26 protein-coding genes are annotated in these 26,806 nt (G+C 61.4%); 19 read left to right on the top strand and 7 right to left on the bottom strand.

Annotated elements, in window-relative coordinates; all coding sequences use genetic code 11:
- Positions 1 to 15 precede the first annotated feature (15 nt).
- From GO007_RS08715 to hycA, 4 genes are all read right to left on the bottom strand, one after another.
- The gene (locus GO007_RS08715; protein WP_095098469.1) at positions 16 to 939 is read right to left on the bottom strand and encodes a respiratory chain complex I subunit 1 family protein; all 924 of its coding nucleotides are present in this window, start codon (positions 937 to 939) and stop codon (positions 16 to 18) included.
- A 2-nt stretch (positions 940 to 941) separates the two neighbouring features.
- Positions 942 to 2,768 carry a formate hydrogenlyase subunit 3 gene (gene hycC / locus GO007_RS08720; RefSeq protein WP_095098472.1) on the bottom strand — a complete coding sequence of 609 codons (1,827 nt, stop codon included), beginning with the start codon at positions 2,766 to 2,768 and terminating at the stop codon, positions 942 to 944.
- Complete coding sequence (locus GO007_RS08725) at positions 2,765 to 3,373, bottom strand: 4Fe-4S dicluster domain-containing protein (protein ID WP_095098475.1); 609 nt, start codon at positions 3,371 to 3,373, stop codon at positions 2,765 to 2,767. Before GO007_RS08725 ends, hycC begins: the two co-directional genes overlap by 4 nt.
- An 82-nt stretch (positions 3,374 to 3,455) precedes the next feature.
- Positions 3,456 to 3,905: a formate hydrogenlyase regulator HycA gene (hycA, locus tag GO007_RS08730; protein WP_095098478.1), complete on the bottom strand. Its 450-nt coding sequence runs from the start codon at positions 3,903 to 3,905 to the stop codon at positions 3,456 to 3,458.
- A gap of 214 nt (positions 3,906 to 4,119) precedes the next feature.
- Here hycA and hypA point away from each other — a divergent pair, with 214 nt between their 5' ends.
- The 11 genes from hypA (at position 4,120) to sitD (ending at position 14,324) form a co-directional block, all read left to right on the top strand.
- On the top strand, positions 4,120 to 4,470 hold the full coding sequence (gene hypA, locus GO007_RS08735) for a hydrogenase maturation nickel metallochaperone HypA (protein WP_095098481.1): 351 nt from the start codon (positions 4,120 to 4,122) through the stop codon (positions 4,468 to 4,470).
- An 87-nt stretch (positions 4,471 to 4,557) separates the two neighbouring features.
- Positions 4,558 to 5,430 (top strand): hydrogenase nickel incorporation protein HypB, encoded by an 873-nt coding sequence (gene hypB, locus GO007_RS08740; protein ID WP_095098484.1) that lies wholly within the window; start codon positions 4,558 to 4,560, stop codon positions 5,428 to 5,430.
- Positions 5,421 to 5,693: a HypC/HybG/HupF family hydrogenase formation chaperone gene (locus GO007_RS08745; protein ID WP_095098487.1), complete on the top strand. Its 273-nt coding sequence runs from the start codon at positions 5,421 to 5,423 to the stop codon at positions 5,691 to 5,693. The genes hypB and GO007_RS08745 overlap by 10 nt, the downstream gene beginning before the upstream one ends.
- Complete coding sequence (gene hypD, locus GO007_RS08750) at positions 5,693 to 6,814, top strand: hydrogenase formation protein HypD (protein ID WP_095098490.1); 1,122 nt, start codon at positions 5,693 to 5,695, stop codon at positions 6,812 to 6,814. Before GO007_RS08745 ends, hypD begins: the two co-directional genes overlap by 1 nt.
- Positions 6,811 to 7,821, top strand: coding sequence for a hydrogenase expression/formation protein HypE (gene hypE, locus GO007_RS08755; protein WP_095098493.1), 1,011 nt, complete (start codon positions 6,811 to 6,813; stop codon positions 7,819 to 7,821). Before hypD ends, hypE begins: the two co-directional genes overlap by 4 nt.
- A 257-nt stretch (positions 7,822 to 8,078) precedes the next feature.
- Positions 8,079 to 10,151, top strand: coding sequence for a formate hydrogenlyase transcriptional activator FlhA (gene flhA, locus GO007_RS08760; protein WP_095098496.1), 2,073 nt, complete (start codon positions 8,079 to 8,081; stop codon positions 10,149 to 10,151).
- A gap of 36 nt (positions 10,152 to 10,187) precedes the next feature.
- Positions 10,188 to 10,616: a TOBE domain-containing protein gene (locus GO007_RS08765; RefSeq protein WP_095098499.1), complete on the top strand. Its 429-nt coding sequence runs from the start codon at positions 10,188 to 10,190 to the stop codon at positions 10,614 to 10,616.
- 279 nt (positions 10,617 to 10,895) lie between these two features.
- Positions 10,896 to 11,813 carry a metal ABC transporter substrate-binding protein gene (locus GO007_RS08770; RefSeq protein ID WP_095098502.1) on the top strand — a complete coding sequence of 306 codons (918 nt, stop codon included), beginning with the start codon at positions 10,896 to 10,898 and terminating at the stop codon, positions 11,811 to 11,813.
- Positions 11,810 to 12,631, top strand: a complete 822-nt coding sequence (locus GO007_RS08775) for a manganese/iron ABC transporter ATP-binding protein (protein WP_095098505.1) — start codon at positions 11,810 to 11,812, stop codon at positions 12,629 to 12,631. The genes GO007_RS08770 and GO007_RS08775 overlap by 4 nt, the downstream gene beginning before the upstream one ends.
- The gene (gene sitC / locus GO007_RS08780; RefSeq protein WP_095098508.1) at positions 12,628 to 13,476 is read left to right on the top strand and encodes an iron/manganese ABC transporter permease subunit SitC; all 849 of its coding nucleotides are present in this window, start codon (positions 12,628 to 12,630) and stop codon (positions 13,474 to 13,476) included. The genes GO007_RS08775 and sitC overlap by 4 nt, the downstream gene beginning before the upstream one ends.
- On the top strand, positions 13,470 to 14,324 hold the full coding sequence (gene sitD, locus GO007_RS08785; protein ID WP_095098510.1) for an iron/manganese ABC transporter permease subunit SitD: 855 nt from the start codon (positions 13,470 to 13,472) through the stop codon (positions 14,322 to 14,324). The genes sitC and sitD overlap by 7 nt, the downstream gene beginning before the upstream one ends.
- Before the next feature lie 24 nt (positions 14,325 to 14,348).
- On the opposite strand, the gene GO007_RS08790 is transcribed toward sitD, so the two are convergent.
- Positions 14,349 to 14,693: a nitrous oxide-stimulated promoter family protein gene (locus GO007_RS08790; protein ID WP_095098513.1), complete on the bottom strand. Its 345-nt coding sequence runs from the start codon at positions 14,691 to 14,693 to the stop codon at positions 14,349 to 14,351.
- A 76-nt stretch (positions 14,694 to 14,769) separates the two neighbouring features.
- Complete coding sequence (locus tag GO007_RS08795; protein WP_095098516.1) at positions 14,770 to 15,051, bottom strand: Rdx family protein; 282 nt, start codon at positions 15,049 to 15,051, stop codon at positions 14,770 to 14,772.
- A gap of 241 nt (positions 15,052 to 15,292) precedes the next feature.
- Between GO007_RS08795 and GO007_RS08800 the strand changes: the two genes are divergently transcribed.
- The 6 genes from GO007_RS08800 to mutS all read left to right on the top strand — a co-directional run bounded on the left by GO007_RS08800 (position 15,293) and on the right by mutS (position 24,106).
- Positions 15,293 to 17,665, top strand: coding sequence for a TonB-dependent receptor domain-containing protein (locus GO007_RS08800; protein WP_095098518.1), 2,373 nt, complete (start codon positions 15,293 to 15,295; stop codon positions 17,663 to 17,665).
- Between the two features lie 72 nt (positions 17,666 to 17,737).
- Positions 17,738 to 18,778: a hemin-degrading factor gene (locus GO007_RS08805; protein ID WP_095098521.1), complete on the top strand. Its 1,041-nt coding sequence runs from the start codon at positions 17,738 to 17,740 to the stop codon at positions 18,776 to 18,778.
- Positions 18,775 to 19,593, top strand: coding sequence for a heme/hemin ABC transporter substrate-binding protein (locus GO007_RS08810; protein ID WP_095098524.1), 819 nt, complete (start codon positions 18,775 to 18,777; stop codon positions 19,591 to 19,593). The genes GO007_RS08805 and GO007_RS08810 overlap by 4 nt, the downstream gene beginning before the upstream one ends.
- Positions 19,593 to 20,588, top strand: a complete 996-nt coding sequence (locus GO007_RS08815; RefSeq protein ID WP_095098526.1) for a FecCD family ABC transporter permease — start codon at positions 19,593 to 19,595, stop codon at positions 20,586 to 20,588. The genes GO007_RS08810 and GO007_RS08815 overlap by 1 nt, the downstream gene beginning before the upstream one ends.
- Entirely contained in the window at positions 20,581 to 21,360 is a 780-nt protein-coding gene (locus tag GO007_RS08820; RefSeq protein ID WP_095098528.1) for a heme ABC transporter ATP-binding protein, read from the top strand. The genes GO007_RS08815 and GO007_RS08820 overlap by 8 nt, the downstream gene beginning before the upstream one ends.
- A gap of 184 nt (positions 21,361 to 21,544) precedes the next feature.
- Positions 21,545 to 24,106 (top strand): DNA mismatch repair protein MutS, encoded by a 2,562-nt coding sequence (gene mutS, locus GO007_RS08825; protein ID WP_095098530.1) that lies wholly within the window; start codon positions 21,545 to 21,547, stop codon positions 24,104 to 24,106.
- A gap of 84 nt (positions 24,107 to 24,190) precedes the next feature.
- On the opposite strand, the gene GO007_RS08830 is transcribed toward mutS, so the two are convergent.
- A complete protein-coding gene (locus GO007_RS08830; protein ID WP_095098532.1) occupies positions 24,191 to 25,078 on the bottom strand; it encodes a LysR family transcriptional regulator in 888 nt (295 codons plus the stop codon).
- Between the two features lie 109 nt (positions 25,079 to 25,187).
- Here GO007_RS08830 and GO007_RS08835 point away from each other — a divergent pair, with 109 nt between their 5' ends.
- Both GO007_RS08835 and GO007_RS08840 read left to right on the top strand, forming a co-directional pair.
- A complete protein-coding gene (locus tag GO007_RS08835) occupies positions 25,188 to 26,402 on the top strand; it encodes an MFS transporter (protein WP_095098535.1) in 1,215 nt (404 codons plus the stop codon).
- Positions 26,399 to 26,776 (top strand): DUF4440 domain-containing protein, encoded by a 378-nt coding sequence (locus tag GO007_RS08840; RefSeq protein WP_095098539.1) that lies wholly within the window; start codon positions 26,399 to 26,401, stop codon positions 26,774 to 26,776. The genes GO007_RS08835 and GO007_RS08840 overlap by 4 nt, the downstream gene beginning before the upstream one ends.
- The last annotated feature ends 30 nt before the right edge of the window (positions 26,777 to 26,806 follow it).

The following is a 26,806-nucleotide window of genomic DNA, read 5'->3' on the forward strand; positions in this document are numbered from 1 at the left end:
TAAAACTCTCTTAAATCACGCCGCCAGCAAGGAGACGAAGGCTAAAAAGGCAAAGCCAAAACCGGCCCAGGTAACGCGGGACGTGGCACAAAAGCGCAGGCGCGCCATGCTGTTTTCAAACAGGGCAATAATCAGGACGCCGGCCACCAGCTTGACGACGGCGACGACCAGCGCCAGCAGCAACCCGCCGACGCTAAAGCTGGTCATCTGCCCCCACGGAATAAACACGCCGACAAACATCTGCAGGACCACCAGCTGCTTGAGGCTAATCCCCCACTTCAGCACCGCGAAACCGCTGCCGCTGTATTCGGTCAGCGGCCCCTCCTGCAGCTCCTGCTCCGCCTCGGCAAGGTCGAACGGCAGCTTGCCCATTTCGATAAAGGTGGCAAAAGCGCAGGCGGCCAGCGCGAGGATCAGCGGAATGCTGCGCGCGGCGGGCCAGTGGTAGATGGTGTCGGTGATGCTGCTGATATGGGTCGAGCCGGCAACCTGCGCCGCCACCCACAGCCCCAGCAGCAGAATCGGCTCAACCAGCACGCCGAGCATCGCTTCGCGGCTGGCGCCGATGGCGGTAAACGGGCTGCCGGTATCCAGACCGGCGATAGCAAAGAAGAAGCGGGCGATGGCGAAGAGATAGATCAGCGTAATCAGGTCGCCCAGCCCCGCCATCGGCGAGTCAACGGTAACCACCGGCAGCGCGGTGGCGATGGTCAGCATCACGCCGACCATCACGTACGGCATCAGGCGAAACGCCCAGCCGGAGGCATCCGGACCGATGCTCTGGCGCCCCATCAGCTTGATAATGTCCCGATACTCCTGCAGCACGCCCGGCCCGCGGCGGTTATGCAGACGGGCGCGGGCGACGCGGGTGATGCCGGACAGCAGCGGCGCGGCGGCAAACAGCGCCAGCGCCTGCAACAATGCAACGAATACGCTCATTCTCAGGCTCCTCGTGAAATGACAATAACGACCAGCACCGCCAGCTCAATCAGCGCAACGCTGCGCAGCAGCGCGGGCGCGGAGCCGTTCTGCCAGCCGGGGATCAGGCGTACCGGGTTCAGCCAGTGGCGCAGCTTGAGCAGCGGAGCAAAGGCCTCTTTGACCGGCATCGCGAAGCCGTGGGCGGTCACCACCATCGATTTTTCATGGTCGTAGCCGCAGACCCAGGCCGCGCCGCGGGAGCGCGCGGGCAGGCGGTCGCCTTTGTAGAAAATCATCAGCAGCAGCGGCAGCAGCGGACAGGCGATCAGCAGAATGGCAATCAGCGGCTGCGACACCACGCTCGATACCTGAGCCTGGGCCGGGACCACGCCGCTCACCAGCGGCAGAAGCCACGGAGCTGCCACGCCGCCAATCACGCAGCAGAGCGCGGAAAACACCACGCTGAAGGTCATCAGCCACGGGGCGCTGGTGGCGTTTTCCGCCTGCTGGCTCCGCGGCGCGCCGAGGAAGGTGACGCCGTAGACTTTAGCCATGCACATCACCGCCAGGGCGCCGGTAATCGCCAGGCCTACCGCCAGCAGCGGCCCGAGCAGGCGGCCGATAAACGCCTCGCCGGTGCTGAGCCTAAAGAACGACTGATAGATAACCCACTCGCCGGCAAAGCCGTTCAGCGGCGGCAGCGCCGCCATAGCCATCAGGCCAACCAGCATAGAGAGCGAAATCAGCGGCATTCTTTTGCCGATGCCGCCCAGCTTTTCGATATCGCGATGGCCGGTGCGGAACCACACCGCCCCGGCGCCAAGGAACAGCGTGGTTTTAAACAGACTGTGGTTGATCAGGTGATACATCCCGCCGATAAATCCCAGCACCATCAGGCTGGCGTTACCGAGGGCCACGCCGGTGACAAACGCGCCGAGGCCCAGCAGGATGATGCCGATATTTTCCAGAGTGTGGTACGCCAGCAGGCGCTGGATATTGTGCTCCATCAGCGCGTAGAGCCCGCCGATAAACGCGGTGATCATCCCCAGCACCAGCAGCAGTACGCCCCACCACAGCGGCGGGACGCCGCCGGCAAGGGAGACCGTCAGGACGCCGAACAGGCCAACCTTCATCACCACCGTGGAGAACAGCGCGGCGGCCGGCGCGCCAGCGCCGGCATGGGCCTGCGGCGCCCAGCCGTGCAGCGGAATAATCCCCGCCAGCAGCGCAAAACCGACCAGCGCCGGGAGCCACAGCAGCATCTGCTGCGGGGCTCCGGCGGCCAGCAGGCTAATCTGCGTCAGATCGAGCGTGCCGTAAAACGACCACACCAGCCAGCAGCTCCACGCCAGCAGCAGCGTGCCGAAGCGGCCCAGCGCAAACCACAGCTTGCCGGACTGGGCGCAGCCGGTAAGGAAGGCTCCGCACAGGGCCATAATTTCCGCCATCACCACCAGGCTGCCAAAGCTGGTCGTCACGACGGCGCAGGTGGCGGCCGCCAGCAGCAGGTTGACCAGCAGGCCGTTAGCTTTTACCTGCGGATGGCGGTGCCAGGAGATATTAAATAGCGAAATCGGTAATGCCGACAGGCCGATGGCCAGCAGCCACAGGGCGTTAACCCCGCTAACCCGCACGGGCAGCGAGATCATCTGCAGCACGCCGGTGCTCACCCGGCCCGGCATCAGCAGCGTCGCCATCCCGGCGACGATCAGCATCGCGCTGGCAACCGCCCCGCCGATCCCGGCGATCGCGCCGCTTAGCGGTTTTCTCAGGCTAAAGAGCAGCGCCAGCACGGCGCTGACGGCGTACCAAACCACCGCCTGATTGACTAAAGAGATAATGTTCACTTCACGCCCCCTTGTTGCGCCTGAAACAGCGACAAATCGCCGAGGTCGGTGTTAAAAGTCAGCTCGCGCTTACGCCTGCTGGCCAGGGCGATGTCGCGGATATCAACCAGCAGCAGCGCTTTTGTCGGGCAGGTACGCACGCAGGCAGGTCCCTGCTCATCGAAATGGCACAGATCGCATTTCACCGCGATGGCGCGTACGCCCGGTACCCAGTCGAGCAGCGAGCTGACGCGGGCGGGCGCGGGCGGCGCGGCGGGCGCCATCGGCGTATTCGCATTTGCCGGAATATCCAACGGCCGGCTGCCGGAAAATTCGATCGCGCCAAACGGGCAGGCGATGCCGCACAGCTTGCAGCTTACGCACAGGCTTTCGTTTAGCTGGACCGCGCCGTCGATGCGGTTAATCGCGTTAACCGGGCATACTGCGGCGCAGGGGGCGTCTTCACAGTGGTGGCACATCTGCGGCGCGGATTCTTTTTCATTACGCATGACCTGCAGTCGCGGCATCGCCTGCAGGCCCTGCTGGCGATGCGTCTCAGCGCATGCGGCTTCGCAGGTGCGGCAGCCGATACAGACGGTGGAGTCAGCAATTACAAAACGGTTCACCGGGTCTTCCTCGGGTGAAAGTCATTTTTGACGAAATCAGGTGGTGCAGATGTCATTTTCGACACCCGTCGACACCTTGCGCTTAATCGTCCAGCTGCAGATGGCTTAAATCCACCGGCTGGTCCTGTTCCATGGCGTCGTACAGGCGGTCGTATACGGTCGCCACGATCGCCAGATAATGCTCCAGCACCTGCTCGCGGGAGCGGTTGCTGATGCGCCCGTCGATGGTGCCGTCAGAAGCCAGCGTAGCCTGCGCGATCAAGCGCTTATCTTCGCCATTTTTGCTTTGTACGTAGTATTCGATGGTGTGGTTGTTAAAGCCTTCCGCCAGCGCAACAAAAACCTGAAAGTGGCCGAACAGCACGAAGCACAGCTCTTTGTCCGGCGCGCAGCTCATCGCATGATGCAGGCGCGCCTTCGACAAGGTGATGCCCTGAACCAACGAGTTGCAGTAGGTATGCCACTGCTCCTGATGCTGGCGGTGACGATCGGCGATGTAGTCCGCCTTTTCACTTATTTCCCAAATAGTCATCTCGGATCTCCCGGTTGCATGAGATGCACTGCACTAGCATTTTCTATGCCAAATTTTATCTTATTGATATTTATTAAAATTAATAAAAGTCGGGGCCTTCAGCGACATGTCGACGACGTCATCAGGCCATCGTCATCGACAGTTTCTCCGACAGTACCGATGCCCTGGCATCGTTATTGCATATATGGCCCATTGCGGCGATGTGGAGGCCACCATGCACGAAATCACGCTTAGCCAGCGGGCGTTGGAAATTATTGAACAGCAGGCGCAGCAGGCCGGCGCGCGTCGGGTCACCGGCGTGTGGCTCAAGGTCGGGGCCTTTTCCTGCGTGGAGGCCAGCGCGCTGACCTTCTGCTTTGAACTGGTGTGCCGCGGCACGCTGGCCGAAGGCTGCGAGCTGCATATCGCCGAACAGCAGGCCGAATGCTGGTGTGAGTCCTGCCAGCAGTACGTGCGCCTGATCTCTCAGCACGTGCGGCGCTGCCCGCGGTGTCAGAGCGACAGGCTGCAGATCGTGGCGGACGATGGCTTACAGATTCAGAGAATAGAAGTGATCCCCGCATAGTGCGCCCGGGATCGCGGCGGCAGGCGCGCGAGCGCCGCCAGCAGAGAAACAACGCGCAGTATGGCGGGATAGACCAGGAGTAAAATTATGTGTACCACCTGCGGCTGTGGGGAAGGCAACCTTTATATAGAAGGTGACGAACGTAACCCCCACTCGGCGTTTCGCAGCGCCCCCTTCGCGCCGGCTACGCGCCGGCTGATGACCATTACCGGCGTCAAAACAGACGGTTTTACCCCCAGCCGCTCCGCTGAGGGCGACCTGCACTACGGCCACGGCGAGGCGGGTACCCATGCGCCGGGCATTAGCCAGCGTAAAATGCTGGACGTTGAAATTGACGTGCTGGAGAAGAACAACCGTCTGGCCGCCCGCAACCGCGCCCGCTTTGCGGCCAAAGGCCAGCTGGTGCTGAACCTGGTCTCCAGCCCCGGGTCCGGCAAAACCACCCTGCTGACCGAAACCCTGCTGCGCCTGAAGGCGAAAACCGCCTGCGCGGTGATTGAAGGCGACCAGCAAACGGTCAACGATGCGGCGCGCATTCGCGCCACCGGCACGCCGGCCATTCAGGTCAACACCGGCAAGGGCTGTCACCTCGACGCGCAGATGATCGCCGAGGCCGCCCCACGCCTGGAACTTGCCGATAGCGGCATCCTGTTTATTGAAAACGTCGGCAACCTGGTGTGCCCGGCGGGCTTCGATCTCGGCGAGCGGCACAAGGTGGCGGTCCTGTCGGTGACCGAAGGTGAAGACAAGCCCCTGAAGTATCCGCATATGTTCGCCGCCGCCAGCCTGATGCTGCTGAACAAAATCGATCTCCTGCCGTACCTCAATTTTGACGTTGAGCAGTGCCTCGCCTGCGCGCGGGAGGTAAACCCTGATATTGAAATCATCCTGCTTTCCGCCACCAGCGGAGAGGGCATGGAGCAGTGGCTTAACTGGCTGGAGGCGCAGCAATGTGCATAGGCGTCCCGGGACAAATTTGCGCCATTGAGGGCAACCAGGCCAGGGTCGAGATCTGCGGCATCCAGCGCGAGGTCGACTTAACGCTGGTGGGCGCCGTCGATGAGCAGGGCCGGCCGCGGCTCGGCCAGTGGGTGCTGGTGCACGTCGGCTTCGCCATGAGCATCATTAATGAAGCCGAAGCCCGCGATACCCTCGCGGCGCTGCAAAATATGTTTGAGGTCGAGCCGGACGTCGGCGCCCTGCTGTTCGGCGAGGAGCGATAATGCGTTTCGTTGATGAATACCGCGCGCCGGAGCAGGTGCTGCAGCTGGTGGATCGCCTGCGGGAGCGCGCTCGCCTGCTGCCGTATACCGCCGCCCGTCCGCTGCGGATTATGGAGGTTTGCGGCGGCCACACCCACGCCATCTTTAAATTCGGCCTCGACCAGCTGCTGCCGGAAAATATTGAATTTATCCACGGTCCCGGATGCCCGGTCTGCGTCCTGCCGATGGGCCGCATTGACGCCTGCATTGAAATTGCCGGCCGCCCGGGCGTCATTTTCTGCACCTTCGGCGATGCGATGCGCGTACCGGGGAAAAACGGCTCCTTGCTGCAGGCAAAATCGCGCGGAGCCGACGTGCGCATCGTCTATTCGCCGGTCGATGCCCTGAAGCTGGCGCAGCAAAACCCCGACCGCGAGGTGGTATTCTTCGGGCTGGGCTTTGAAACGACCATGCCCGCCACCGCGCTGACCCTACGCCAGGCGCGCGACCGCGGCGTCGATAACTTCTTCTTTTTCTGCCAGCACATTACCCTGCTCCCGACCCTGCGCAGCCTGCTCGATACTCCGGACAACGGTATCGACGCCTTCCTCGCCCCCGGTCACGTCAGCATGGTCATTGGTACCGAAGCCTACGGGTTTATCGCCAGCGACTACCGCCGGCCTTTAGTGGTTGCTGGATTCGAACCTCTTGATCTACTGCAAGGCGCGGTGATGCTGGTTGAGCAGACAATAGCGCGGTGCAGCCGGGTCGAGAACCAGTATCGTCGCGTGGTACCCGATGCAGGTAATCCGCTGGCGCAGCAGGCGATTGCCGACGTGTTCTGTCTCTCCGGCGACAGCGAATGGCGCGGGCTTGGGGTCATCAGCGATTCCGGCGTAGGGCTGACGCCTGAATATCAGCGTTTCGACGCCGAAGCCCATTTTCGCCCGGCGCCCCAGCGCGTTTGTGACGACCCGCGAGCCCGCTGCGGCGAGGTGCTGACCGGCCGCTGCAAACCGCATCAGTGCCCGTTATTCGGGCAGGTCTGTAATCCGCAAAGCGCGTTCGGCGCGCTGATGGTCTCATCAGAAGGCGCCTGCGCCGCCTGGTATCAATATCGCAGTCAGGAAAACGAAGCATGAAAAGCATCCAGTTAGCCCACGGTAGCGGCGGTCAGGCGATGCAGCAGCTGATCGCCTCCCTGTTTATGCAGGCCTTCGCCAATCCGTGGCTGGCGGAGCAGGAGGATCAGGCGCGGCTTGACCTGGCGCAGCTTGCCGCCCAGGGGGATCTCCTCGCCTTCTCCACCGACGGCTACGTTATCGATCCGCTGTTTTTTCCCGGCGGCGATATCGGCAAGCTGGCGGTATGCGGCACCGCTAACGACGTGGCGGTAAGCGGCGCCCTGCCGCGCTACCTCTCCTGCGGTTTTATCCTCGAAGAGGGGCTGGAGATAACCACCCTTGAGAAGGTGGTGAACAGCATGGCGCAGACCGCTCAGGCGGCGGATATCGCTATCGTCACCGGTGATACCAAAGTCGTGCCGCGCGGGGCGGCGGATAAGCTGTTTATCAATACCGCCGGGATTGGCGCGATTCCTCCCGAGATCCGCTGGGGAGCGCGGCAGATTACGCCCGGCGACGTGCTGCTGGTCAGCGGCACGCTGGGAGATCACGGCGCCACCATTCTGAATTTGCGCGAAGGGCTCGGGCTGGACGGCGCGCTCTCCAGCGACTGTGCGGTATTAACGCCGCTGATTCAGACGCTGCGCGACCTTCCCGGCGTGAAAGCGCTGCGCGATGCCACCCGCGGCGGCGTTAACGCGGTGGCCCATGAATTTGCCGCGGCCAGCGGCTGCGGGATTGAGCTGCACGAACGAGAGCTGCCGGTCAACGATACCGTACGCGGCGTTTGCGAACTGCTTGGGCTCGATGCCCTCAACTTTGCCAATGAAGGCAAGCTGGTTATCGCCGTCGCTCGCGATGCGGCGGAAGCGGCGCTGACCCGGCTGCGGGCGCACCCGCTCGGCCGCCGCGCGGCGATAGTCGGCGAAGTAGTTGAGCGCAGCGGCGTGCGGTCCGTCGGCCTGTACGGCGTGAAACGCACCCTCGATCTTCCTCACGCCGAGCCGCTGCCGCGAATTTGCTAGTCGCCTCTGGCCGCCGGGGTAGCGTTGCGGCGGAAAGCGCCCGACTGGCGCAAAAATGCTTTATTAACATACTATTACATCCTAAATAATTCGAGTTGCAGGAAGGCGGCAAGCGAGGGGATCCCGATGAGCTTACTCAGGTAAGTGATTCGGGTGACTGAACGCAACCCACGCAAATGCAACTTGAAGTATGACGGGTATATTTATGTCATCACTTTCTTATGCGCTGCTTTGTCGGCGCTTTTTGGACGTAAGCAATGTCGTATACACCGTTGGGCGATTTCGGGCAGCAGGGTCTGTTCGACATCACCCGTGTTTTATTACAGCAGCCCGATCTGGCCGCGCTGAGCGAAACGCTGACGCGTCTGGTCCGGCAATCTGCGCTGGCGGATCGCGCCGCTATTATTCTCTGGAACGCCGGCAACCACCGCGCGGCAAGATACGCCTGCGACGAAGCGGGCCTGCCGGTGAGCTACGAAGATGAGACCGTGCTGGCGCACGGGCCGGTGAGGCGCCTGCTTTCGCGCCCCGACGCGCTGCACTGCGATCGCGCCACATTTGTCGAAGCCTGGCCGCTGCTGGCCGATAGCGGCCTGTACCCGCCGTTCGGCCATTACTGCCTGCTGCCGCTGGCGGCAGAGGGCCGCATCTTCGGCGGCTGCGAATTTATCCGCAACGATGCGCGTCCGTGGACGGAAAAAGAGTATCAGCGCCTGCATACCTTCACGCAGATCGTCGCCGTGGTCACCGAGCAGATCCAGAGCCGGGTCAGCAATAACGTTGATTACGATCTGCTGTGCCACGAGCGCGATAACTTCCGCATTCTGGTTGCCATCACCAACGCCGTGCTCTCCCGGCTGGATATCGATGAGCTGGTCAGCGAGGTCGCCAAAGAGATCCACCGCTATTTCCGCATCGACGCCATTAGCGTGGTGCTGCGCAGCGGCCGCAAAGGCAAGCTGAATATCTACTCGACCCACTACCTCGACGCCAGCCATCCGGTGCACGACCAAAGCGAGGTCAACGAGGCCGGAACGCTGACCGAGCGGGTGTTTAAAAGCAAAGAGATGCTGCTGCTCAATTTGCACGAACACGACTCCCTGGCGCCGTACGAAAAAATGCTCTTCGAGATGTGGGGTAACCAGATTCAGACCCTGTGCCTGCTGCCGCTGATGTCCGGCAATACCCTGCTTGGGGTCCTGAAGCTGGCGCAGTGCGATGAGAAGGTCTTCACCACCACCAACCTCAAGCTGCTGCGCCAGATTGCCGAGCGCGTATCGATCGCCGTCGATAACGCGCTGGCGTATCGCGAGATCCAGCGCCTGAAAGAGCGGCTGGTTGATGAGAACCTCGCGCTGACCGAGCAGTTGAACAACGTCGAGAGCGAGTTTGGCGAGATAATCGGCCGCAGCGAAGCGATGCACAGCGTGCTCAAGCAGGTCGAAATGGTGGCGCACAGCGACAGCACCGTGCTGATCCTCGGCGAAACCGGCACCGGTAAAGAGCTGATTGCCCGCGCGATCCATAACCTCAGCGGCCGCAACGCCCGGCGAATGGTGAAAATGAACTGCGCGGCGATGCCCGCCGGGCTGCTGGAAAGCGACCTCTTCGGCCACGAGCGCGGGGCCTTTACCGGCGCCAGCGCCCAGCGCATCGGTCGTTTTGAGCTGGCGGACAAAAGCTCGCTGTTTCTCGATGAGGTCGGCGATATGCCGGTTGAGCTCCAGCCGAAGCTGCTGCGCGTGCTGCAGGAGCAGGAGTTTGAGCGCCTCGGCAGCAATAAGCTGATCCGCACCGACGTGCGGCTGATCGCCGCGACCAACCGCGATCTCAAGCAGATGGTCGCCGATCGCGAGTTCCGCAGCGATCTCTACTACCGGCTCAACGTTTTCCCGATCCATATCCCGCCGCTGCGCGAACGTCCGGATGATATTCCGCTGCTGGTCAAAGCCTTCACCTTTAAAATTGCCCGCCGTCTTGGGCGCAATATCGACAGCATTCCGGCTGAAACCCTGCGCACCCTAAGCCGCATGGAGTGGCCGGGCAACGTCCGCGAGCTGGAAAACGTCATTGAGCGCGCGGTGCTGCTGACCCGCGGCAGCGTGCTGCAGCTATCCATGCCCGAGCTGAACAGCGATCCGGAACCTCCTGCGGCAGAAATTCTGCCGCAGGAGGGCGAAGACGAGTATCAGCTTATCGTCCGCGTGCTGAAAGAGAGCAACGGCGTGGTTGCCGGCCCCAAAGGCGCCGCCCAGCGTCTTGGCCTAAAGCGCACGACCCTGCTGTCGCGGATGAAAAGATTGGGTATTACAAAAGATGAGCTAGTATAGGTCCGACACGCACTCAACCAGGTACAAGGAGATTCTATGGCGGTATCAGCACGTAATCAGCTCACCGGCACGGTCAGCGCGGTAGCCACGGGCGCAGTTAACGATGAGGTTGAATTAACCCTCGCGGGCGGCGCAAAGCTGGTGGCAATTGTCACCCACAGCAGCAAGGAAGCGCTGGGCCTGGTCGCAGGAAAAGAGGCCATTGCGCTGATTAAAGCGCCGTGGGTCACCCTCGCGACCGAGGATTGCGGCCTGAAGTTCTCCGCACGCAACCAGTTTGCCGGCAGCGTGACCCGCGTAACGGAAGGCGCGGTCAACGACACCGTACATATTAAAACCGATGCCGGTTTTGAGATTGTCGCTGTCGTCACCAACGAAAGCCAGCAGGAAATGAAGCTCGCGCAGGGCAGCCGCGTGATTGCGCTGATCAAAGCGTCGGCGATCCTCCTCGCAACCCGCGCCTGAGTCAGACTCAAAGCGCTGCTTCACTTTGAGTGAAACAGCGTTCATTGCAAACCTCCGCGTCAGCAGCGCCTTTCGGCATTTTTCCGCTGGCGCTGCGCCGATCGGGCGTCGATTTCGCGCCCGTTTCCCCTCCGCCGCTATGCCGATCTATCGTTTCCACGCTCATTATTCGCCCACCATCTAAATAATAATCATTTTCATTTAGCAATAGCCTGTGCTATATAACATAGCACAGGCTATAAATGATGATTAATTAATCGCAACGTTGTGAGGGAACCTATGCTGCACCTGCCACCGCTGAAACACCTGATGTTTGCCGCTACTCTGGCGATCCTCGCCGTCGCCCCCGCGCAGGCGAAAGATAAATTTAAGGTCATCACCACCTTTACGGTGATCGCCGATATGGCGCAGAACGTGGCCGGCGATGCCGCCGAGGTGAGTTCAATTACCAAACCGGGGGCCGAAATCCATGAGTATCAGCCCACGCCCGGTGATATCAAGCGCGCCCAAGGAGCGCAGCTCATTCTCGCCAACGGTCTGAATCTCGAACTGTGGTTCGCCCGCTTCTACCAGCATTTAAACGGCGTGCCGGAAGTGGTGGTCAGCAACGGCATTCAGCCGATGGGCATCAGCGACGGCCCCTATAACGGCAAGCCCAACCCGCATGCGTGGATGTCGGCGGACAACGCCTTAATCTACGTCGATAACATCCGCGACGCGCTGGTGAAATACGATCCGGACAACGCCGACGTCTATCGCCGCAACGCCGAGGCCTACAAGGAAAAAATCCGCCAGACCATGGCGCCGCTGAAAGCGCAGCTGGCGAAACTGCCGGAAGATAAGCGCTGGCTGGTCACCAGCGAAGGCGCTTTCTCCTACCTCGCCCGCGATAACGGCCTGCAGGAGCGCTACTTATGGCCGATTAACGCCGACCAGCAGGGCACGCCGCAGCAGGTGCGTAAAACCATCGACACCATGAAAAAAGAGCATATCCCGACCATCTTCAGCGAAAGCACCATCTCCGATAAGCCGGCGCGCCAGGTCGCGCGCGAAGCCGGCGCCCACTACGGCGGCGTGCTCTACGTTGACTCCCTGAGCACCGCCGACGGCCCGGTACCTACCTATCTCGATCTGCTGCGGGTGACCACGCAAACCATCGTCCAAGGCATCAACGACGGCCTGAGGAAACAGCCATGAGCGCAGGAACGGCGGGGCTGGTCATCGATCGGGTCAGCGTAACCTACCGCAACGGCCATACCGCGCTGCGGGATGCCTCCTTCAGCGTCCCGCAGGGTTCGATTGCCGCGCTGGTTGGGGTGAACGGCTCGGGGAAATCGACCCTGTTTAAAGCGCTGATGGGCTTCGTGCGCCTGGCGCGCGGCGATATTGCGATTCTCGGCCGGCCGGTCAACCAGGCGCTGCGGCAAAATCTGGTGGCCTACGTCCCACAGTCCGAAGAGGTCGACTGGTCGTTCCCGGTGCTGGTGGAGGACGTAGTGATGATGGGACGCTACGGCCATATGGGCTGGCTGCGGCGGGCAAAGGCTCGCGACCACGAGATCGTTGACGCGGCGCTGGCGCGCGTAGGCATGAGCGAATACCGCCAGCGGCAGATCGGCGAACTCTCCGGCGGCCAGAAAAAGCGTGTGTTCCTTGCCAGAGCCATCGCCCAGCAGGGCAAGGTGATCCTGCTGGATGAACCCTTTACCGGCGTCGACGTGCAGACCGAAGCGCGGATCATCGCCCTGCTGCGGGAGCTGCGCGATGAAGGCTGCACCATGCTGGTCTCAACCCACAATCTCGGTTCGGTCAGCGAGTTTTGCGACTACACCGTGATGGTCAAAGGCACCGTTCTCGCGAGCGGCCCGACCGAGACCACCTTTACCGCCGAGAATCTGGAGCTTGCCTTTAGCGGCGTGCTGCGCCACGTGGTGCTGAAAGGCGGCGAGGATCGCATCATTACCGACGATGAACGGCCGTTTATCAGCCGCCGGGCAACAGGAGGCGAAGGATGAACTGGCTGATCGAGCCGTTTGGCTATCAGTATATGCTGAACGCGATGTGGGTCTCCGCGCTGGTCGGCGGCGTGTGCGCATTTCTCTCGTGCTACCTGATGCTTAAAGGCTGGTCGCTGATTGGCGATGCCCTTTCCCACTCGATCGTCCCCGGCGTGGCGGGAGCCTATATGCTCGGCCTGCCCTTTGCGCTGGGCGCCTTTCTCTCCGGCGGGCTGGCGGCGGGCAGCATGCTGTTTCTCAACCAGCGCTCAAAGCTCAAGGAAGATGCCATTATCGGGCTGATTTTCTCCTCCTTCTTCGGTATCGGGCTGTTTATGGTGTCGCTCAACCCGACCTCGGTAAATATTCAGACCATTATCCTTGGCAATATTCTGGCGATTGCCCCGGAGGATATTATCCAGCTGGCGGCGATTGGCTTTATTTCGATAGTCATCCTGCTGCTGAAATGGAAAGATCTGATGGTGACCTTTTTCGATGAAAGCCACGCTCGCTCCATCGGCCTGAACACCACCGGACTCAAGCTGCTGTTCTTCACCCTGCTGGCGGCCTGTACCGTTGCGGCGCTGCAAACCGTGGGCGCGTTTCTGGTGATTTGCCTGGTGGTCACCCCCGGCGCCACCGCCTGGCTACTCACCGACCGCTTTCCGCGCCTGCTGGCGATTGCCGTCGCCATCGGCAGCCTGACCAGCTTCTTCGGCGCCTGGCTGAGCTACTATCTGGACGGCGCCACCGGCGGCATTATCGTGGTGGCCCAAACGCTGCTGTTTCTGGCGGCATTTATCTTCGCGCCAAAGCACGGCCTGCTTGCCAGCCGCCGTCGCGCCAGGGAGGCCTCATGCTGACCGCTCTGCTCGAACCGTTCCAGTTCTCTTTTATGATTAACGCCATGCTGGTGGCGGCTATCGTTGCCGTCCCCTGCGCCCTGCTGTCGGTGTTTTTGGTGCTTAAAGGCTGGGCGCTGATGGGCGATGCCATGAGCCACGCGGTGTTTCCGGGGGTAGTGGTGGCGTACATCGTCGGCATTCCATTCGCCATCGGCGCCTTTATTGCCGGGCTGTTCTGCGCCATTGCCACCGGCTATCTTGATGACAATAGCCGCATCAAGCGCGACACGATCATGGGGATTGTCTTTTCCGGCATGTTTGGCGCAGGGCTGGTGCTATACGTCGCCATTCAGTCCGAGATTCATCTCGACCATATTCTGTTCGGCGATATGCTGGGCATCTCCGCGAGCGATATCGCGCAAACGTCGCTGATCGCGCTGGCTATTGCGCTGATTATTGGGCTGAAGTGGCGCGATTTTCTGCTGCACGCCTTCGACCCGCATCAGGCCAAGGCCAGCGGTTTACGCTGCGGGCTGCTGCACTACGGGCTGCTGTGTATGATTGCGCTGACTATCGTCGCGACGCTGAAAGCGGTGGGGATTATTTTGTCGATTTCGCTGCTGATAGCGCCGGGCGCTATCGCGCTGCTGCTGACGCGGCGCTTTATCAGCGCGCTGCTGCTGGCGGTGGCGCTCGCCGTGAGCTGTTCGCTGGGCGGCGTCTGGCTGTCGTTTTATCTCGATAGCGCCCCGGCGCCCACCATCGTGGTGCTGTTCACCGCGCTGTTCATCATTACGTTCGTTTATACTTCGATGCGCGATAGCCAGACGCAGGCCGACTCCGCAGAGGTCGAGGGCCGCGGCTAGCGCCAGGGCCCGGAAAGGTGCCGGCTATTTTTTTGGCCGGTATTTTTCCGGCAGCTCGGGTACCGGGCGCCGGTCATCAATCAGATGACGAATGGTTAATATCGGGTGGCGCCAGAGCATTCGCGGCCCCGCCCAGCGCATGATCTGCTTCATCTCTTCGCGTTTTGCCGGCTGATAGCAGTGCACCGGGCACTGCTTGCAGGCCGGCTTTTCTTCACCAAACACGCATTTATCCAGCCGCTTGTCGGCATAGGCATTGAGCGCCTGATAGTGCTCCGCGTCGCCTGTAGCCTCCGGGCAGCGGCGCCGATAGAGCGAAATCATCCTGCTGATGGTCTCTTTTTCGCGATCGATACGTTTACCCGCCATAGCCTGCCCCCGGCAACAAAGATGCACCTATAATACACCTTAAGGCGGCGCGGTGCAGCCGGTTACTCCCTGAGGATTAGGCCGGCTTATCCACGTGCCCCAGCGGTTTTTCCGGGAAGCAGACATCGCGTACCCGACGCTTGAGCTCCGCCGCATCGGGGAAACCGTCGTCCTGTTTGCGATCCCAGATTTGCACATCGTCTACGCTGATGGTGAATATTCCCCCGGTTCCCGGCACCAGCGTTACCGAGCCGATATCGGTGCTGAAGGTGTGCAGCAGCTCCTGCGCCATCCAGCTGGCGCGCAGCATCCAGTTACATTGGGAGCAGTAGGTGATGGTAATGGCGCGCTTAGTCATTGTTATCCTCAATAGTTCCTACCTGAATGATCAGGTTAGTTAATCGTTAAGCCGAATTGTAAGCAACTTTATGAATAAAATGTGGAGATATAATGAATTAGTTGCAAATGGAAATACTTATCATTAGTATTCGCAAAATTACAGGGAATGAATTCGCCAGCGAAAGGAAATAACGGGGTGAATCGACAAATCTGGAAGTAACGCGTGAGCCGATACTAATAATTATCAAGGCGTGGCTACTATGTACAAATCCACTCAATCAACAGCATGGTTTAAAAAAAGCCTGCTGGTGACTTCTTTGCTCGCAGCAATTTATCAGACCTCCGCCGGGGCGGCTGACAGCACCAATAAAAATCTCACCAGCGATGCATCATCCGATGATAGTTCGGAGCTGATGACCGTGACCGCACCCGCGCCCGAGCTGAAGGCAGGCAGCGAACACTCCGTTAGCGCCCAGGATCTGCAGGATAAAGGCGCGAAAGATTTTGGCTCCATCATGCGCTATGAACCGCTGATTGGCGCCACCGGCGCCAGCGGCGGATCGGGCAACGGTAAAAGCGGCTTCGACCGCGGCGGCTATACCGGCTACAACATTCGCGGCATGGAGAGCAACCGCGTCGGCATCGACGTCGACGGCATTGCCCAGCCGAACGCGACCGGACGCAGCTACGTCAGCCGAGCGGGCCTCAACACCTTCGGCATCGGCCGCGACTACATTGACCCGTACATGTACGGCAGCATCAATATTCAGTCCGGCGCCACCTCTACCGAAACGGCCAACAGCTCCATCGGCGGTAACGTCTCTTTCCGTCCGAAATCTGCCGATGACTATCTGCACTCGGGTAAAACCAGCGCCTTTGGCTACCGCAGCGGCTACGACTCCGCCGACCGCAGCTGGCACAACGGCGTCACCATCGCCGGCGGCGATGAGACCCTGCGCGGGATCTTCGTCTACAGCCGTCGCGACGGTCAGGAAACGGAAAATAACAGCGGGACGGTCGATTCATATCCGGCCAACTGGCACTCCGACGCCTTTATGACCTCCGGGATCTGGCAGCCAAACGAAGAGCACAAGCTGACCGGCACCTTCGATTACTACCATAAAACCAACCATACGCACTACGACACCTGGGACTCCAGCGGCGGCAGCGTTATCGGCACCGCCAACCAGACCAGCCAGACGCGTCGCTGGGGCCTGAGTCTGAAAGACGACTGGACGCCGATGAACGACTATATCGATAGCGTGTCGACTAAGGTCTACTACCAGCATACCGAGGCCCATGACTGGACCTATATGCCGGATAGCACCTCCCTGGCAATGGAGACCGTGAACTCGAACTTTGACACCGACACCTGGGGGTTCCAGACCGCGCTGGCCAAATCCGTGGGCCGTCATGACCTGAGCGGCGGCCTCAACGCCAGCACCACCAAAACCCAGCGTCCGTTCAGCCAGTCGCCGGTACCGAGCGTCTACAGCGCGATCATGCAGCCGGAAGCGGATAGCCGCGGCTACGTCATCGCCGGCTTCGTGCAGGATAAGATTAACTTCGATCTCGACAGCCATAACTTCGCCGTGATCCCGGGTATTCGCGTAGTGCACCAATCGACCAAACCTGAGAACCTCTCGGATCTGACCACCAACAGCAGCGTGCTGACCGGCTCCGCCGTCTCGACGCTGTACGGTAAGAACTCCGATACCCAGGCGCTGCCGTCGCTGACCCTGCAGTACGATATGACTCCGCGCCTGATGACCTACCTGCAGTACCAGCGCGGCGCGCAGTTCCCGAACGCCAGCCAGCTGTACGGCTCATGGAACCTCGGCTCCAGCTATGCCGGACGGGCGCAGTACGCGCTGATCGGCAATACCGATCTGAAAACCGAAACCAGCGATAACTTCGAGTGGGGGATGAAAGGCGAGGTGACGGAAGGCATCACCATGCGTACCGCGCTGTTCTACAACAGCTATAAAAACTTTATCGCCTATAGCCGCTACACGCGCTCCGGCAACCCGGACCAATTCACCAACGTACCATCGAATATCTATACCATTTATCAGGCGGAAAACCGCGATAAGGCCTATATCTACGGCGGCGAAATCAGCGCCAAATTTAACTTTGGCACCTGGTTTGAAGAGGTTAACGGCCTGAGCGCCACCCTCGCCTACGGCTATAGCGAAGGGAAATCGAAGTCCAGCTATAACGGCGACAAGTACGTCGACCTCGATAGCGTCGCGCCAATGAAGGCTATCGTCGGCGTGGCCTGGGACGACCCGGCAAAAGTGTACGGTACCGCGCTGACCGCGACCTTTGTTAAGGGCAAACGCGCCAGCACCACCAACCGCGAAAGCTATACCAACACCGGCTCGGCGATCACAGATTCCACCAGCGAATATATGCGCGTGCCTGGCTACGGCATGCTCGACTGGACCGCTTACTGGCAGGTGGCGAAGAACGTGCGCCTGAACGGCGGGGTTTACAACATTACCGATCGTAAATACTGGGATTACCTGAGTAGCCGTAATATCGAGACATCGACCAACCAGGATGCCAATGACAAAGCGCTGGCGACGATGCCTGGCCGTACCTGGCAGCTGGGCGTGAACGTCGATTTTTGATAGATCCAATAATAAGAAACCTGCCCCCGGCCATCGTGCCGGGGTTACTCATCGTAGAGAAGGATGTGAATTATGCGAGACGCTCAACATCAACCTGCCCCGCTGTGGCAGCGCTATCTGACCACTAAAGCGCAATCCTCCGCCAAATACGCCCGCGATATCGCCGCCGAAATGGGGATTAGCGAAGCCGAACTGACCGAAGCCCGCCTCGGCTACGATGCCGTGCGCCTGCAGGACGACGCGCGCGCTATCCTGGCCGCGCTGGAAGCCGTCGGCGAAACGAAGTGTATCTGCCGCAACGAATATGCGGTACACGAGCAGGTCGGCGAATTTACCCACCAGCACCTCAACGGCCACGCCGGGCTGGTGCTCAACCCGCGGGCCCTCGACCTGCGCCTGTTTCTCAGCCAGTGGGCCAGCGCTTTCCACCTGACCGACAACGATCGCCAGAGCATTCAGTTCTTCGATCATCACGGCGACGCGCTGCTGAAGGTCTACGCCACCGAACAAACCGATATGGCCGCCTGGGACGCGCTGATTGCTGAGCACACCCAGAACGCGCCGACGCCGCTGGCGATTCGTCCCGTCGAGATCGCAAAATATGCAGACACCGTCGACGGCGCCGCGCTGGAGAGCGAGTGGCGCGCGATGACCGATGTGCACCAGTTCTTCGTCCTGCTGAGAAAGCATAATCTGTCGCGCCAGCAGGCTTTCCGGGCGGTGAGCGACGACCTCGCCTGCCGCATTGAAAACGATGCCCTGCCGCGCCTGCTGGGCGCCATCCGCGAAGAGGGCAACGAAATTATGATTTTCGTCGGCAACCGCGGCTGCGTGCAAATTTTTACCGGCGCGATCGAAAAGCTGCTGCCGATGCGCGGCTGGCTCAATATTTTCAACAGCACCTTTACGCTACACCTGCGCGAAGACAGCGTTGACGAGGTTTGGGTGACCCGCAAGCCGACCACTGACGGTCACGTCACCAGCGTCGAGCTGTTCGCCAAAGACGGCACGCAGATCGCCCAGCTCTTCGGCCAGCGCAGCGAAGGCCACCCGGAGCAGGAGCAGTGGCGCAGCCAGGTTGACCGTCTGACGACGGAAGGACAGACCGCATGAAACGCTGGCTCGTACTGTTGACGGTCTTGCCGCTGGTTGCCAGCGCCGCCGCCGAACGCATCATCTCTCTCGGCGGCGACGTCACCGAAGTGGTTTACGCCCTCAATGCCCAGCAGCAGCTGGTCGCCAAAGACAGCACCAGCACCTGGCCCGCCGAGGCGCAGTCGCTGCCGGACGTGGGCTATCTGCGCCAGCTCAACGCCGAAGGGATCCTCTCGCTACGTCCGACCCTCGTGCTGGCCAGCGCCCAGGCCCAGCCTTCGCTGGTGCTAAAAAAGGTGCAGGAAAGCAGCGTGAAGGTTATTGACGTGCCGGGGGGCTACAGCCTGGCGTCAATTGATAAAAAGGTCGCCACGATTGCTGATGCCTTAGGCAAACAGGAACAGGGCGATGCGCTGCTGCAGAAGCTGCACCAGCAGATCGCGCAAATCCCCACCCAGCCGCTTAACAAGCGGGTGCTGTTTATTCTCAGCCACGGCGGGATGAACACGCTGGTTGCCGGGAAGCAGACGGCGGCTGACGGCGCGATCCGCGCCGCCGGCCTGCAGAACGCGATGCAGGGCTTCGACCACTACCGCAGCATGTCCCAGGAGGGCGTGGTCGCCAGCCTGCCGGACCTGGTGGTCATCTCCGCCGACGGGCTTAAGGGCATGGGGGGCGAAGCGGGACTGTGGAAACTCCCCGGCCTGGCGCAAACCCCGGCGGGACGCCATAAGCAGGTGCTGGTGATTGACGATATGGCGCTGCTCGGGTTTGGCCCACGCACGCCGCAGGCGGTCATCACGCTGCGGCAAAAAGCGGAGCAGCTGCCCTGATGCGTGCCGCTCCCGCCCGTACTCTGTGGCTAATGCTGTTGCTGCTGGCAGGACTGACGCTGTTCGCCACCACCCTCGGGGCGATGCGTCTGCCGCTCGCCAGCCTGTGGCCGTCAGGAGATGAGGTGCTGCGCCATATCTGGCTGACGATTCGTCTGCCTCGCGTGCTGCTGGCGCTGCTGGTGGGCGCCGCGCTGGCGCTCTCCGGCTGCGTGATGCAGGGGCTGTTTCGCAACCCGCTCGCCGACCCGGGCCTGCTGGGGATCAGCAGCGGCGCGGCGCTGGCGGTAGCCTGCTGGCTGGTGCTGCCGCTGTCGGTGCCGGTACTGGTGGCGCTGTATGCGCCGATGCTGGCGGCCTTTATCGGCAGCATGGCGGTTATGGTGGTGATTTTTATCCTCAGCCGGGCCGGCGACGGCTCGCTGTCGCGCCTGCTGCTGGTCGGGATTGCCATCAACGCGCTGTGCGGCGCGCTGGTGGGCGCGCTGGCGTGGATAAGCAACGATACCCAGCTGCGCCAGCTTTCCCTGTGGGGGATGGGCAGCCTCGGCCAGGCGGAGTGGTCTACGCTGCTGGTGGCGGCCACGCTGATGGTCCCGGCATCAGCGGCGGTATGGCTGATGGCCTCGCGCCTCAATTTGCTGCAGCTTGGCGATGAGGAAGCGCACTACCTTGGGGTCAACGTCCGGGCGCTGCAGCGGCTTCTGCTGCTGTGCAGCGCGCTGCTGGTGGCGGCATCGGTAGCCATCAGCGGAGTGATCGGCTTTATTGGCCTGGTGGTTCCGCATCTGATGCGGATGTGGCTGGGGCCGGACCATCGCGGCCTGGTCCCCGGCTCGCTGCTCGCCGGCGCGATTTTACTGCTCCTCGCCGATACCCTCGCCCGCACCGTCGCCGCTCCCGCCGAAATGCCGGTCGGCCTGCTGACCAGCATGCTCGGCGCGCCGTGGTTTTTATGGCTTATTTTCCGCCAGCAGAGGACGATCAATGGATAACAGCTATATCGCCCGCTCGCTGTCGCTGCGCGTCGGCCAACGCCTGCTGATTGACGATATTTCACTGCAGCTGAGCGCGGCCGGAATGACGGCGCTGATTGGCCCGAACGGCGCGGGCAAATCGACCCTGCTCCGCCTGCTGACCGGTTTTTTAACCCCGGACAGCGGCGAACGGCGCGTAGAGGGCCGACCGCTGGAAAGCTGGACGCCGGAGGCGCTCTCCCGCCGTCGGGCGGTGATGCTGCAGCGTACCCAGCTTCACGCCGACTGGCCCGTTGAGACGGTGATCGCTATGGGACGCTCCCCGTGGGGCAAAACCCCGGACCTCCAGGCGGTCCGCAGGGTGATGGCGGAGACCGGCTGCGACCATCTGGCCGGCAGGCGCTACCCTTCGCTCTCCGGCGGCGAGCAGCAGCGGGTGCAGCTGGCCCGCTGTCTCGCCCAGCTGTGGCGCGACGACGCTCCGCAGGGCTGGCTGTTTCTTGATGAGCCGACCTCGGCGCTGGATCTTTACTATCAGCAGCACCTGCTGCGCCTGCTGAAACGGCTGACCCGCAGCGGCCTGCTGCACGTCTGCATCGTGCTGCACGATCTTAACCTCGCCGCGCTATGGGCTGACCATATCCTGCTGATGCATCAGGGAAAGCTGGCGGCGGAAGGCACGCCGCATGAGGTGATACAGCAGCCGATCATCAGCCGCTGGTACGGCGCCGACGTGCGCACCGGCCAGCACCCCGATCACCCGATCCCCCAGGTCTATCTGGCGCCATAATTCCGCCGTGGGTAGCGCGCTCGTCCGCGCTACCCGCTTTAGCAACTGGAACGCGGATCGCTACATCTCGTTTCGTCACTTTCCCTGAAAGTCGTATCTCCGTTATGATGTCTCTCCCATGTGATACCAACGAAAACAAAAAAGATCGCAACCCATTAAAACCCAGGGAGCTGGATAACTTTCTATGAGTACAATCGACAATCTCGACGCCCACACCCCCATGATGCAGCAGTATCTGAAGCTGAAAGCGCAGCATCCGGAGATCCTGCTGTTCTACCGCATGGGCGACTTTTACGAGCTGTTCTATGACGACGCTAAACGCGCCTCGCAGCTGCTTGATATCTCGCTGACCAAACGCGGCGCCTCGGCGGGCGAGCCGATCCCGATGGCCGGGATCCCGCACCATGCGGTGGAAAACTACCTCGCGAAGCTGGTGAATCAGGGCGAGTCGGTGGCGATTTGCGAACAGATTGGCGATCCGGCCACCACCAAAGGACCGGTCGAACGGAAAGTGGTACGCATCGTCACGCCCGGCACCATCAGCGATGAAGCGCTGCTGCAGGAGCGTCAGGATAATCTGCTGGCCGCCATCTGGCAGGACAGCAAAGGCTTCGGCTATGCGACGCTGGACATCAGCTCCGGGCGTTTTCGCCTCAGCGAGCCGGCCGATCGCGAAACCATGGCGGCGGAGCTGCAGCGCACCAACCCGGCAGAGCTGCTGTATGCCGAAGATTTTGCCGAAGCGGCGCTGATTGAAGGCCGCCGCGGCCTGCGCCGTCGCCCGCTGTGGGAGTTTGAAATCGACACCGCACGCCAGCAGCTGAATTTACAGTTCGGCACCCGCGACCTGGTGGGCTTCGGGGTCGAAAACGCCCCGCGCGGCCTGTGCGCGGCGGGCTGCCTGCTACAGTATGTCAAGGATACCCAGCGTACCTCCCTGCCGCATATCCGCTCGATTACCATGGAGCGCGAGCAGGACAGCATCATTATGGATGCCGCCACCCGCCGTAATCTTGAGATCACCCAGAACCTGGCCGGCGGCACCGACAATACCCTCGCCTCGGTCCTCGATTGCACCGTCACCCCGATGGGCAGCCGGATGCTTAAGCGCTGGCTGCATATGCCAATCCGCAACAGCGAGGTGCTGATCGAGCGCCAGCAGACCATCGGCGCCCTGCAGGAGCGCTATGGCGAACTGCAGCCGGTGCTGCGCCAGGTCGGCGATCTCGAACGTATTCTGGCGCGCCTGGCGCTGCGCACCGCGCGGCCGCGCGATTTAGCCCGCATGCGTCATGCCTTCCAGCAGCTGCCGGCGCTGCGCGACATGCTGGCCGACGTCCCCTGCGCCCCGGTGCAGCAGCTGCGCGATAAAATGGGCGAGTTCGCCGAGCTGCGCGAGCTGCTGGAAAAGGCCATTATCGACGCGCCTCCGGTGCTGGTGCGCGACGGCGGCGTGATTGCCCCGGGCTATAACGAAGAGCTCGACGAGTGGCGCGCGCTGGCCGATGGCGCCACGGACTATCTCGATAAGCTGGAGGTTCGCGAACGCGAACGGCTGGGGCTGGATACGCTGAAGGTGGGCTACAACGCGGTTCACGGCTACTACATCCAGATTAGCCGCGGCCAAAGCCAGCACGCGCCGATTCACTACGTGCGTCGCCAGACGTTAAAAAACGCCGAGCGCTACATTATTCCTGAGCTCAAGGAGTATGAAGACAAGGTGCTAACCTCGAAAGGCAAGGCGCTGGCGCTGGAGAAACAGCTCTACGACCGCCTGTTTGATATGCTGCTGCCGCATCTTGCCGACCTGCTGCAGAGCGCGAGCGCGCTGGCGGAGCTGGACGTGCTGATTAACCTCGCCGAGCGGGCCGAAACCCTTAACTACTGCTGCCCGACCTTTAGCGATAAACCGGGCATCCGCATTGTCGAAGGCCGCCATCCGGTGGTGGAGCAGGTGCTAAAAGAGCCGTTTATCGCCAACCCGCTCACCCTGTCGCCGCAGCGGCGGATGCTGATTATTACCGGTCCGAATATGGGCGGTAAAAGTACCTATATGCGCCAGACCGCGCTGATTGCGCTGCTGGCGTGGATCGGCAGCTACGTCCCGGCTGAAAAGGTCGAAATCGGCCCCATTGACCGCATCTTCACCCGCGTCGGCGCGGCGGACGATCTGGCAAGCGGCCGCTCAACCTTTATGGTCGAGATGACCGAAACCGCCAATATTCTGCATAACGCCACCGAACACAGTCTGGTGCTGATGGATGAAATCGGCCGCGGCACTTCGACCTACGACGGCCTGTCGCTGGCGTGGGCCTGCGCGGAGAACCTGGCGAATAAGATAAAAGCGCTGACCCTGTTTGCCACCCACTACTTCGAGCTCACCCAGCTGCCGGAGAAAATGGAAGGGGTGGCTAACGTGCATCTGGACGCGCTGGAGCACGGCGACACTATCGCCTTTATGCACAGCGTTCAGGACGGCGCGGCGAGCAAAAGCTACGGCCTGGCGGTCGCGGCGCTGGCGGGGGTGCCGAAAGAGGTGATCAAGCGCGCGCGGCAGAAGCTGCGCGAGCTGGAGAGCATTTCGCCCAACGCGGCGGCGACCCAGGTTGACGGTACGCAGATGTCGCTGCTGTCGGCTCCGGAAGAGACCTCCCCGGCTCTCGAAGCGCTGGAGCATCTTGACCCCGATACGCTGACGCCGCGTCAGGCCCTGGAGTGGATCTATCGGCTTAAAAGCCTGGCGTAATCCTCTTATCCTCTGAACGTCACTCCCGGGCAGCAATGCTTCGCCCGGGAGTGAACCGCAGAAATGGCCGCAGAAACCGGTATGTTACCCCACCCGCTGACGTAAAAAATCGATAAACGCCCGCACCTTAGTCGGCACGTGCCGCGCATCCGGATAGACCGCATAAACTCCCTGCGACGGAAAGCTTACCTCCGGTAGCAAATGGATCAAACGCTTCTGAGCCAACGATGAGGCCACCAGCCACTCCGGCAACAGCGCCACGCCGCTGCCGGCAAGGGCGAAGGCCATTAGCGCACTGGCGCTATCCGCCGACAGACGCGGGGTCTTTTGAATTTCAAAACCGAACGCCTCCTGATCCTGCCCGCTGAGCTGCCAGCGCAGCGGCGTTTGCAGGCGCTCATGAATAATCCACTCGGCCTGGGCCAGGTCTTCGAGGGTTGCCAGCGGATGCTGCGCCAGCCACGCAGGCGCGGCCACGGGCAGGATCGCGAAACGCGAAATCAGCGCCGCGCGGTAGCGCGAGTCCGCCAGCGTCCCGAGACGAATGGCGACATCAAAGCGTTCAGAAATTAAATCGGCATGATGCGAGGATGAAACGTGGCGCACGCGCAGCGCCGGGTGCAGCTGGCTAAACTCGGCCAGGGCGGGAATAATCACCCGTGCGCCGTACTCCGGAGTGGTGGTGATGCGCAGCTCGCCGCTCAATCCGGCGTGGCTGGCCCGCACCTCGTCCTGGAGATTTTCCGCCGCCTTCAGCAGCCCGACGCCGCGGTGATAGAACACCGTCCCCGCATCCGTCAGGGTCAGCCGCCGCGTGGAGCGTAAAAGCAGCGTGACGCCAAGCTCGCTCTCCAGCTGCCGCACGTTAAAGCTCACCACCGCCTTGGTCTGGGCCAGGGCGACCGCCGCCGCGGTAAAACTTCCGCACTCCACCACCGCCACAAACATGGCCATTCGTTGCAGATTCAGCATGCTAACTCAGCTTATTGTCAAAAATTATCAGACAGTATATCCCGCTTCGCCGCGTTTATCCCCCCGACGCAGAGGTTTAGAGTAGCGACCTTCTTTACCGGAGATCGCCATGACCTATCGCAGCAAGGTTGCCACCGTTTTTCTGCTCGGTTTCTTTCTCGACTTAATCAATATGTTTATCGCCAGCGTTGCCTTTCCCGATATGAGTCGGGCGCTCAACGCCTCCGTGGGCGAGCTGACCTGGGTCAGCAACGGCTATATCGCCGGGCTCACGCTGGTGATCCCCTTCAGCGCCTGGCTCGCACAGCGATTTGGCGCCCGGCGCGTTTTTCTGCTGTCGCTGCTTCTGTTCAGCGCGGCGGCGCTGGGAGCAGGAATGGCGGATTCGCTGAGCGCGCTGGTTTTCTGGCGCACGCTTCAGGGGATGGGCGGCGGGCTATTAATTCCCGTTGGTCAGGCGGTGACCTGGCGCTACTTTAAGCCCCACGAGCGGGCAAAGCTCTCTGCCGCCGTGATGCTGGTCGGGCTGCTGGCTCCCGCCTGCTCTCCGGCGCTTGGGGGGCTGCTGGTGCAGACGTTCAGCTGGCGATGGGTCTTCTTTGCCAGCCTGCCCGTCGCTTTTCTGACGCTGATCTTAGCCGCCTGCTGGCTTGAGAAAGAGGTGACAACGACGCGCCCGGGCCGCTTTTTACACCTGCCGCTGCTGGCCGACCCGCTGCTGCGCTTCGCGATGCTGATTTATCTCTGCGTCCCCAGCACGTTTATTGGCATCAACGTGGTCGGCCTGTTTTACCTGCAGACCCTCACCGGGATGTCGCCTTCAGCCATCGGGTCATTGATGCTGCCGTGGTCGCTGGCATCGTTTGTGGCGATAACGCTGACCGGCAGATACTACAATCGATTCGGCCCCCGGCCGTTTATTATCAGCGGATGCCTGCTTCAGGCGGCGGGGATCCTGCTGCTGATCGGCGTAAGCCCGCAGACATCGGCGAGCACCCTGATAAGCGCCTTCACGCTGATGGGCGCGGGCGGCAGCCTGTGCAGCAGTACGGCACAAAGCAGCGCCTTTTTGAATATCGCCAACCACCACCTGCCGGACGCCAGCGCGCTGTGGAATATCAACCGTCAGCTCAGCTTTTTAGCCGGCGCGGCGCTGCTGGCCGCGCTGCTCAGCGCCCTGCTCCACCACTATTCCACCGCGCTGGCATGGCGCGGGGTTTTTATCACCGCAGCCGGGATCACCCTCATCCCCCTGCTGAGCTGCCTGCGATTCGACAACCGGGCGCTGATCCTGCGTCTGCATAGCAAAATGGAGAAGAAATGAGCGCATATTTCGAGGAAGTCCTCAATGCCCACGTCATCATTGAAAACTGGTTAGGCCGTAAGGAAGGAAGCGCTGAGGCGTTAATGACGCGCTTTACCCACGATTTTACGCTGGTCGCCGCGGGCGGCGCCCGTATGGATCGCCGGGCGGTCAGCAATTTTTTTCAGCAGGCTGGCGGCAGCCGCCCGGGCCTGAAGATCGCTATTGATAGCCTCACGGAGCTTGCCAGCTGGCACGACGGCGCGGCGGTTCTCTATCGCGAAACGCAGACACTTCCCGGTCAGGTGACGACGGTGCGCTGGTCAACGGTAGTGTTCAGGCAGGAGGATGAGCGGATTTTGTGGCGCCACCTGCAGGAGACCTGGCTGGGGTAGAATAAGGCTGGCTAAAAAAGGAAAAGGCCC

This window comes from Klebsiella sp. 10-1 (assembly GCF_009758445.1).
GTDB classification, from domain to species: Bacteria; Pseudomonadota; Gammaproteobacteria; order Enterobacterales; family Enterobacteriaceae; genus Klebsiella; species Klebsiella scottii.

Excerpts from the sequence above, each read along its gene's own strand:
- GO007_RS08715 (WP_095098469.1), bottom strand. The coding sequence starts at position 939 with ATGAGCGTATTCGTTGCATTGTTGCAGGCGCTGGCGCTGTTTGCCGCC.
- hycA (WP_095098478.1), bottom strand. The coding sequence starts at position 3,905 with ATGACTATTTGGGAAATAAGTGAAAAGGCGGACTACATCGCCGATCGT.
- hypA (WP_095098481.1), top strand. The coding sequence starts at position 4,120 with ATGCACGAAATCACGCTTAGCCAGCGGGCGTTGGAAATTATTGAACAG.
- hypB (WP_095098484.1), top strand. The coding sequence starts at position 4,558 with ATGTGTACCACCTGCGGCTGTGGGGAAGGCAACCTTTATATAGAAGGT.
- GO007_RS08745 (WP_095098487.1), top strand. The coding sequence starts at position 5,421 with ATGTGCATAGGCGTCCCGGGACAAATTTGCGCCATTGAGGGCAACCAG.
- hypD (WP_095098490.1), top strand. The coding sequence starts at position 5,693 with ATGCGTTTCGTTGATGAATACCGCGCGCCGGAGCAGGTGCTGCAGCTG.
- hypE (WP_095098493.1), top strand. The coding sequence starts at position 6,811 with ATGAAAAGCATCCAGTTAGCCCACGGTAGCGGCGGTCAGGCGATGCAG.
- flhA (WP_095098496.1), top strand. The coding sequence starts at position 8,079 with ATGTCGTATACACCGTTGGGCGATTTCGGGCAGCAGGGTCTGTTCGAC.
- GO007_RS08765 (WP_095098499.1), top strand. The coding sequence starts at position 10,188 with ATGGCGGTATCAGCACGTAATCAGCTCACCGGCACGGTCAGCGCGGTA.
- GO007_RS08770 (WP_095098502.1), top strand. The coding sequence starts at position 10,896 with ATGCTGCACCTGCCACCGCTGAAACACCTGATGTTTGCCGCTACTCTG.
- GO007_RS08775 (WP_095098505.1), top strand. The coding sequence starts at position 11,810 with ATGAGCGCAGGAACGGCGGGGCTGGTCATCGATCGGGTCAGCGTAACC.
- sitC (WP_095098508.1), top strand. The coding sequence starts at position 12,628 with ATGAACTGGCTGATCGAGCCGTTTGGCTATCAGTATATGCTGAACGCG.
- sitD (WP_095098510.1), top strand. The coding sequence starts at position 13,470 with ATGCTGACCGCTCTGCTCGAACCGTTCCAGTTCTCTTTTATGATTAAC.
- GO007_RS08790 (WP_095098513.1), bottom strand. The coding sequence starts at position 14,693 with ATGGCGGGTAAACGTATCGATCGCGAAAAAGAGACCATCAGCAGGATG.
- GO007_RS08795 (WP_095098516.1), bottom strand. The coding sequence starts at position 15,051 with ATGACTAAGCGCGCCATTACCATCACCTACTGCTCCCAATGTAACTGG.
- GO007_RS08800 (WP_095098518.1), top strand. The coding sequence starts at position 15,293 with ATGTACAAATCCACTCAATCAACAGCATGGTTTAAAAAAAGCCTGCTG.
- GO007_RS08805 (WP_095098521.1), top strand. The coding sequence starts at position 17,738 with ATGCGAGACGCTCAACATCAACCTGCCCCGCTGTGGCAGCGCTATCTG.
- GO007_RS08810 (WP_095098524.1), top strand. The coding sequence starts at position 18,775 with ATGAAACGCTGGCTCGTACTGTTGACGGTCTTGCCGCTGGTTGCCAGC.
- GO007_RS08815 (WP_095098526.1), top strand. The coding sequence starts at position 19,593 with ATGCGTGCCGCTCCCGCCCGTACTCTGTGGCTAATGCTGTTGCTGCTG.
- GO007_RS08820 (WP_095098528.1), top strand. The coding sequence starts at position 20,581 with ATGGATAACAGCTATATCGCCCGCTCGCTGTCGCTGCGCGTCGGCCAA.
- mutS (WP_095098530.1), top strand. The coding sequence starts at position 21,545 with ATGAGTACAATCGACAATCTCGACGCCCACACCCCCATGATGCAGCAG.
- GO007_RS08830 (WP_095098532.1), bottom strand. The coding sequence starts at position 25,078 with ATGCTGAATCTGCAACGAATGGCCATGTTTGTGGCGGTGGTGGAGTGC.
- GO007_RS08835 (WP_095098535.1), top strand. The coding sequence starts at position 25,188 with ATGACCTATCGCAGCAAGGTTGCCACCGTTTTTCTGCTCGGTTTCTTT.
- GO007_RS08840 (WP_095098539.1), top strand. The coding sequence starts at position 26,399 with ATGAGCGCATATTTCGAGGAAGTCCTCAATGCCCACGTCATCATTGAA.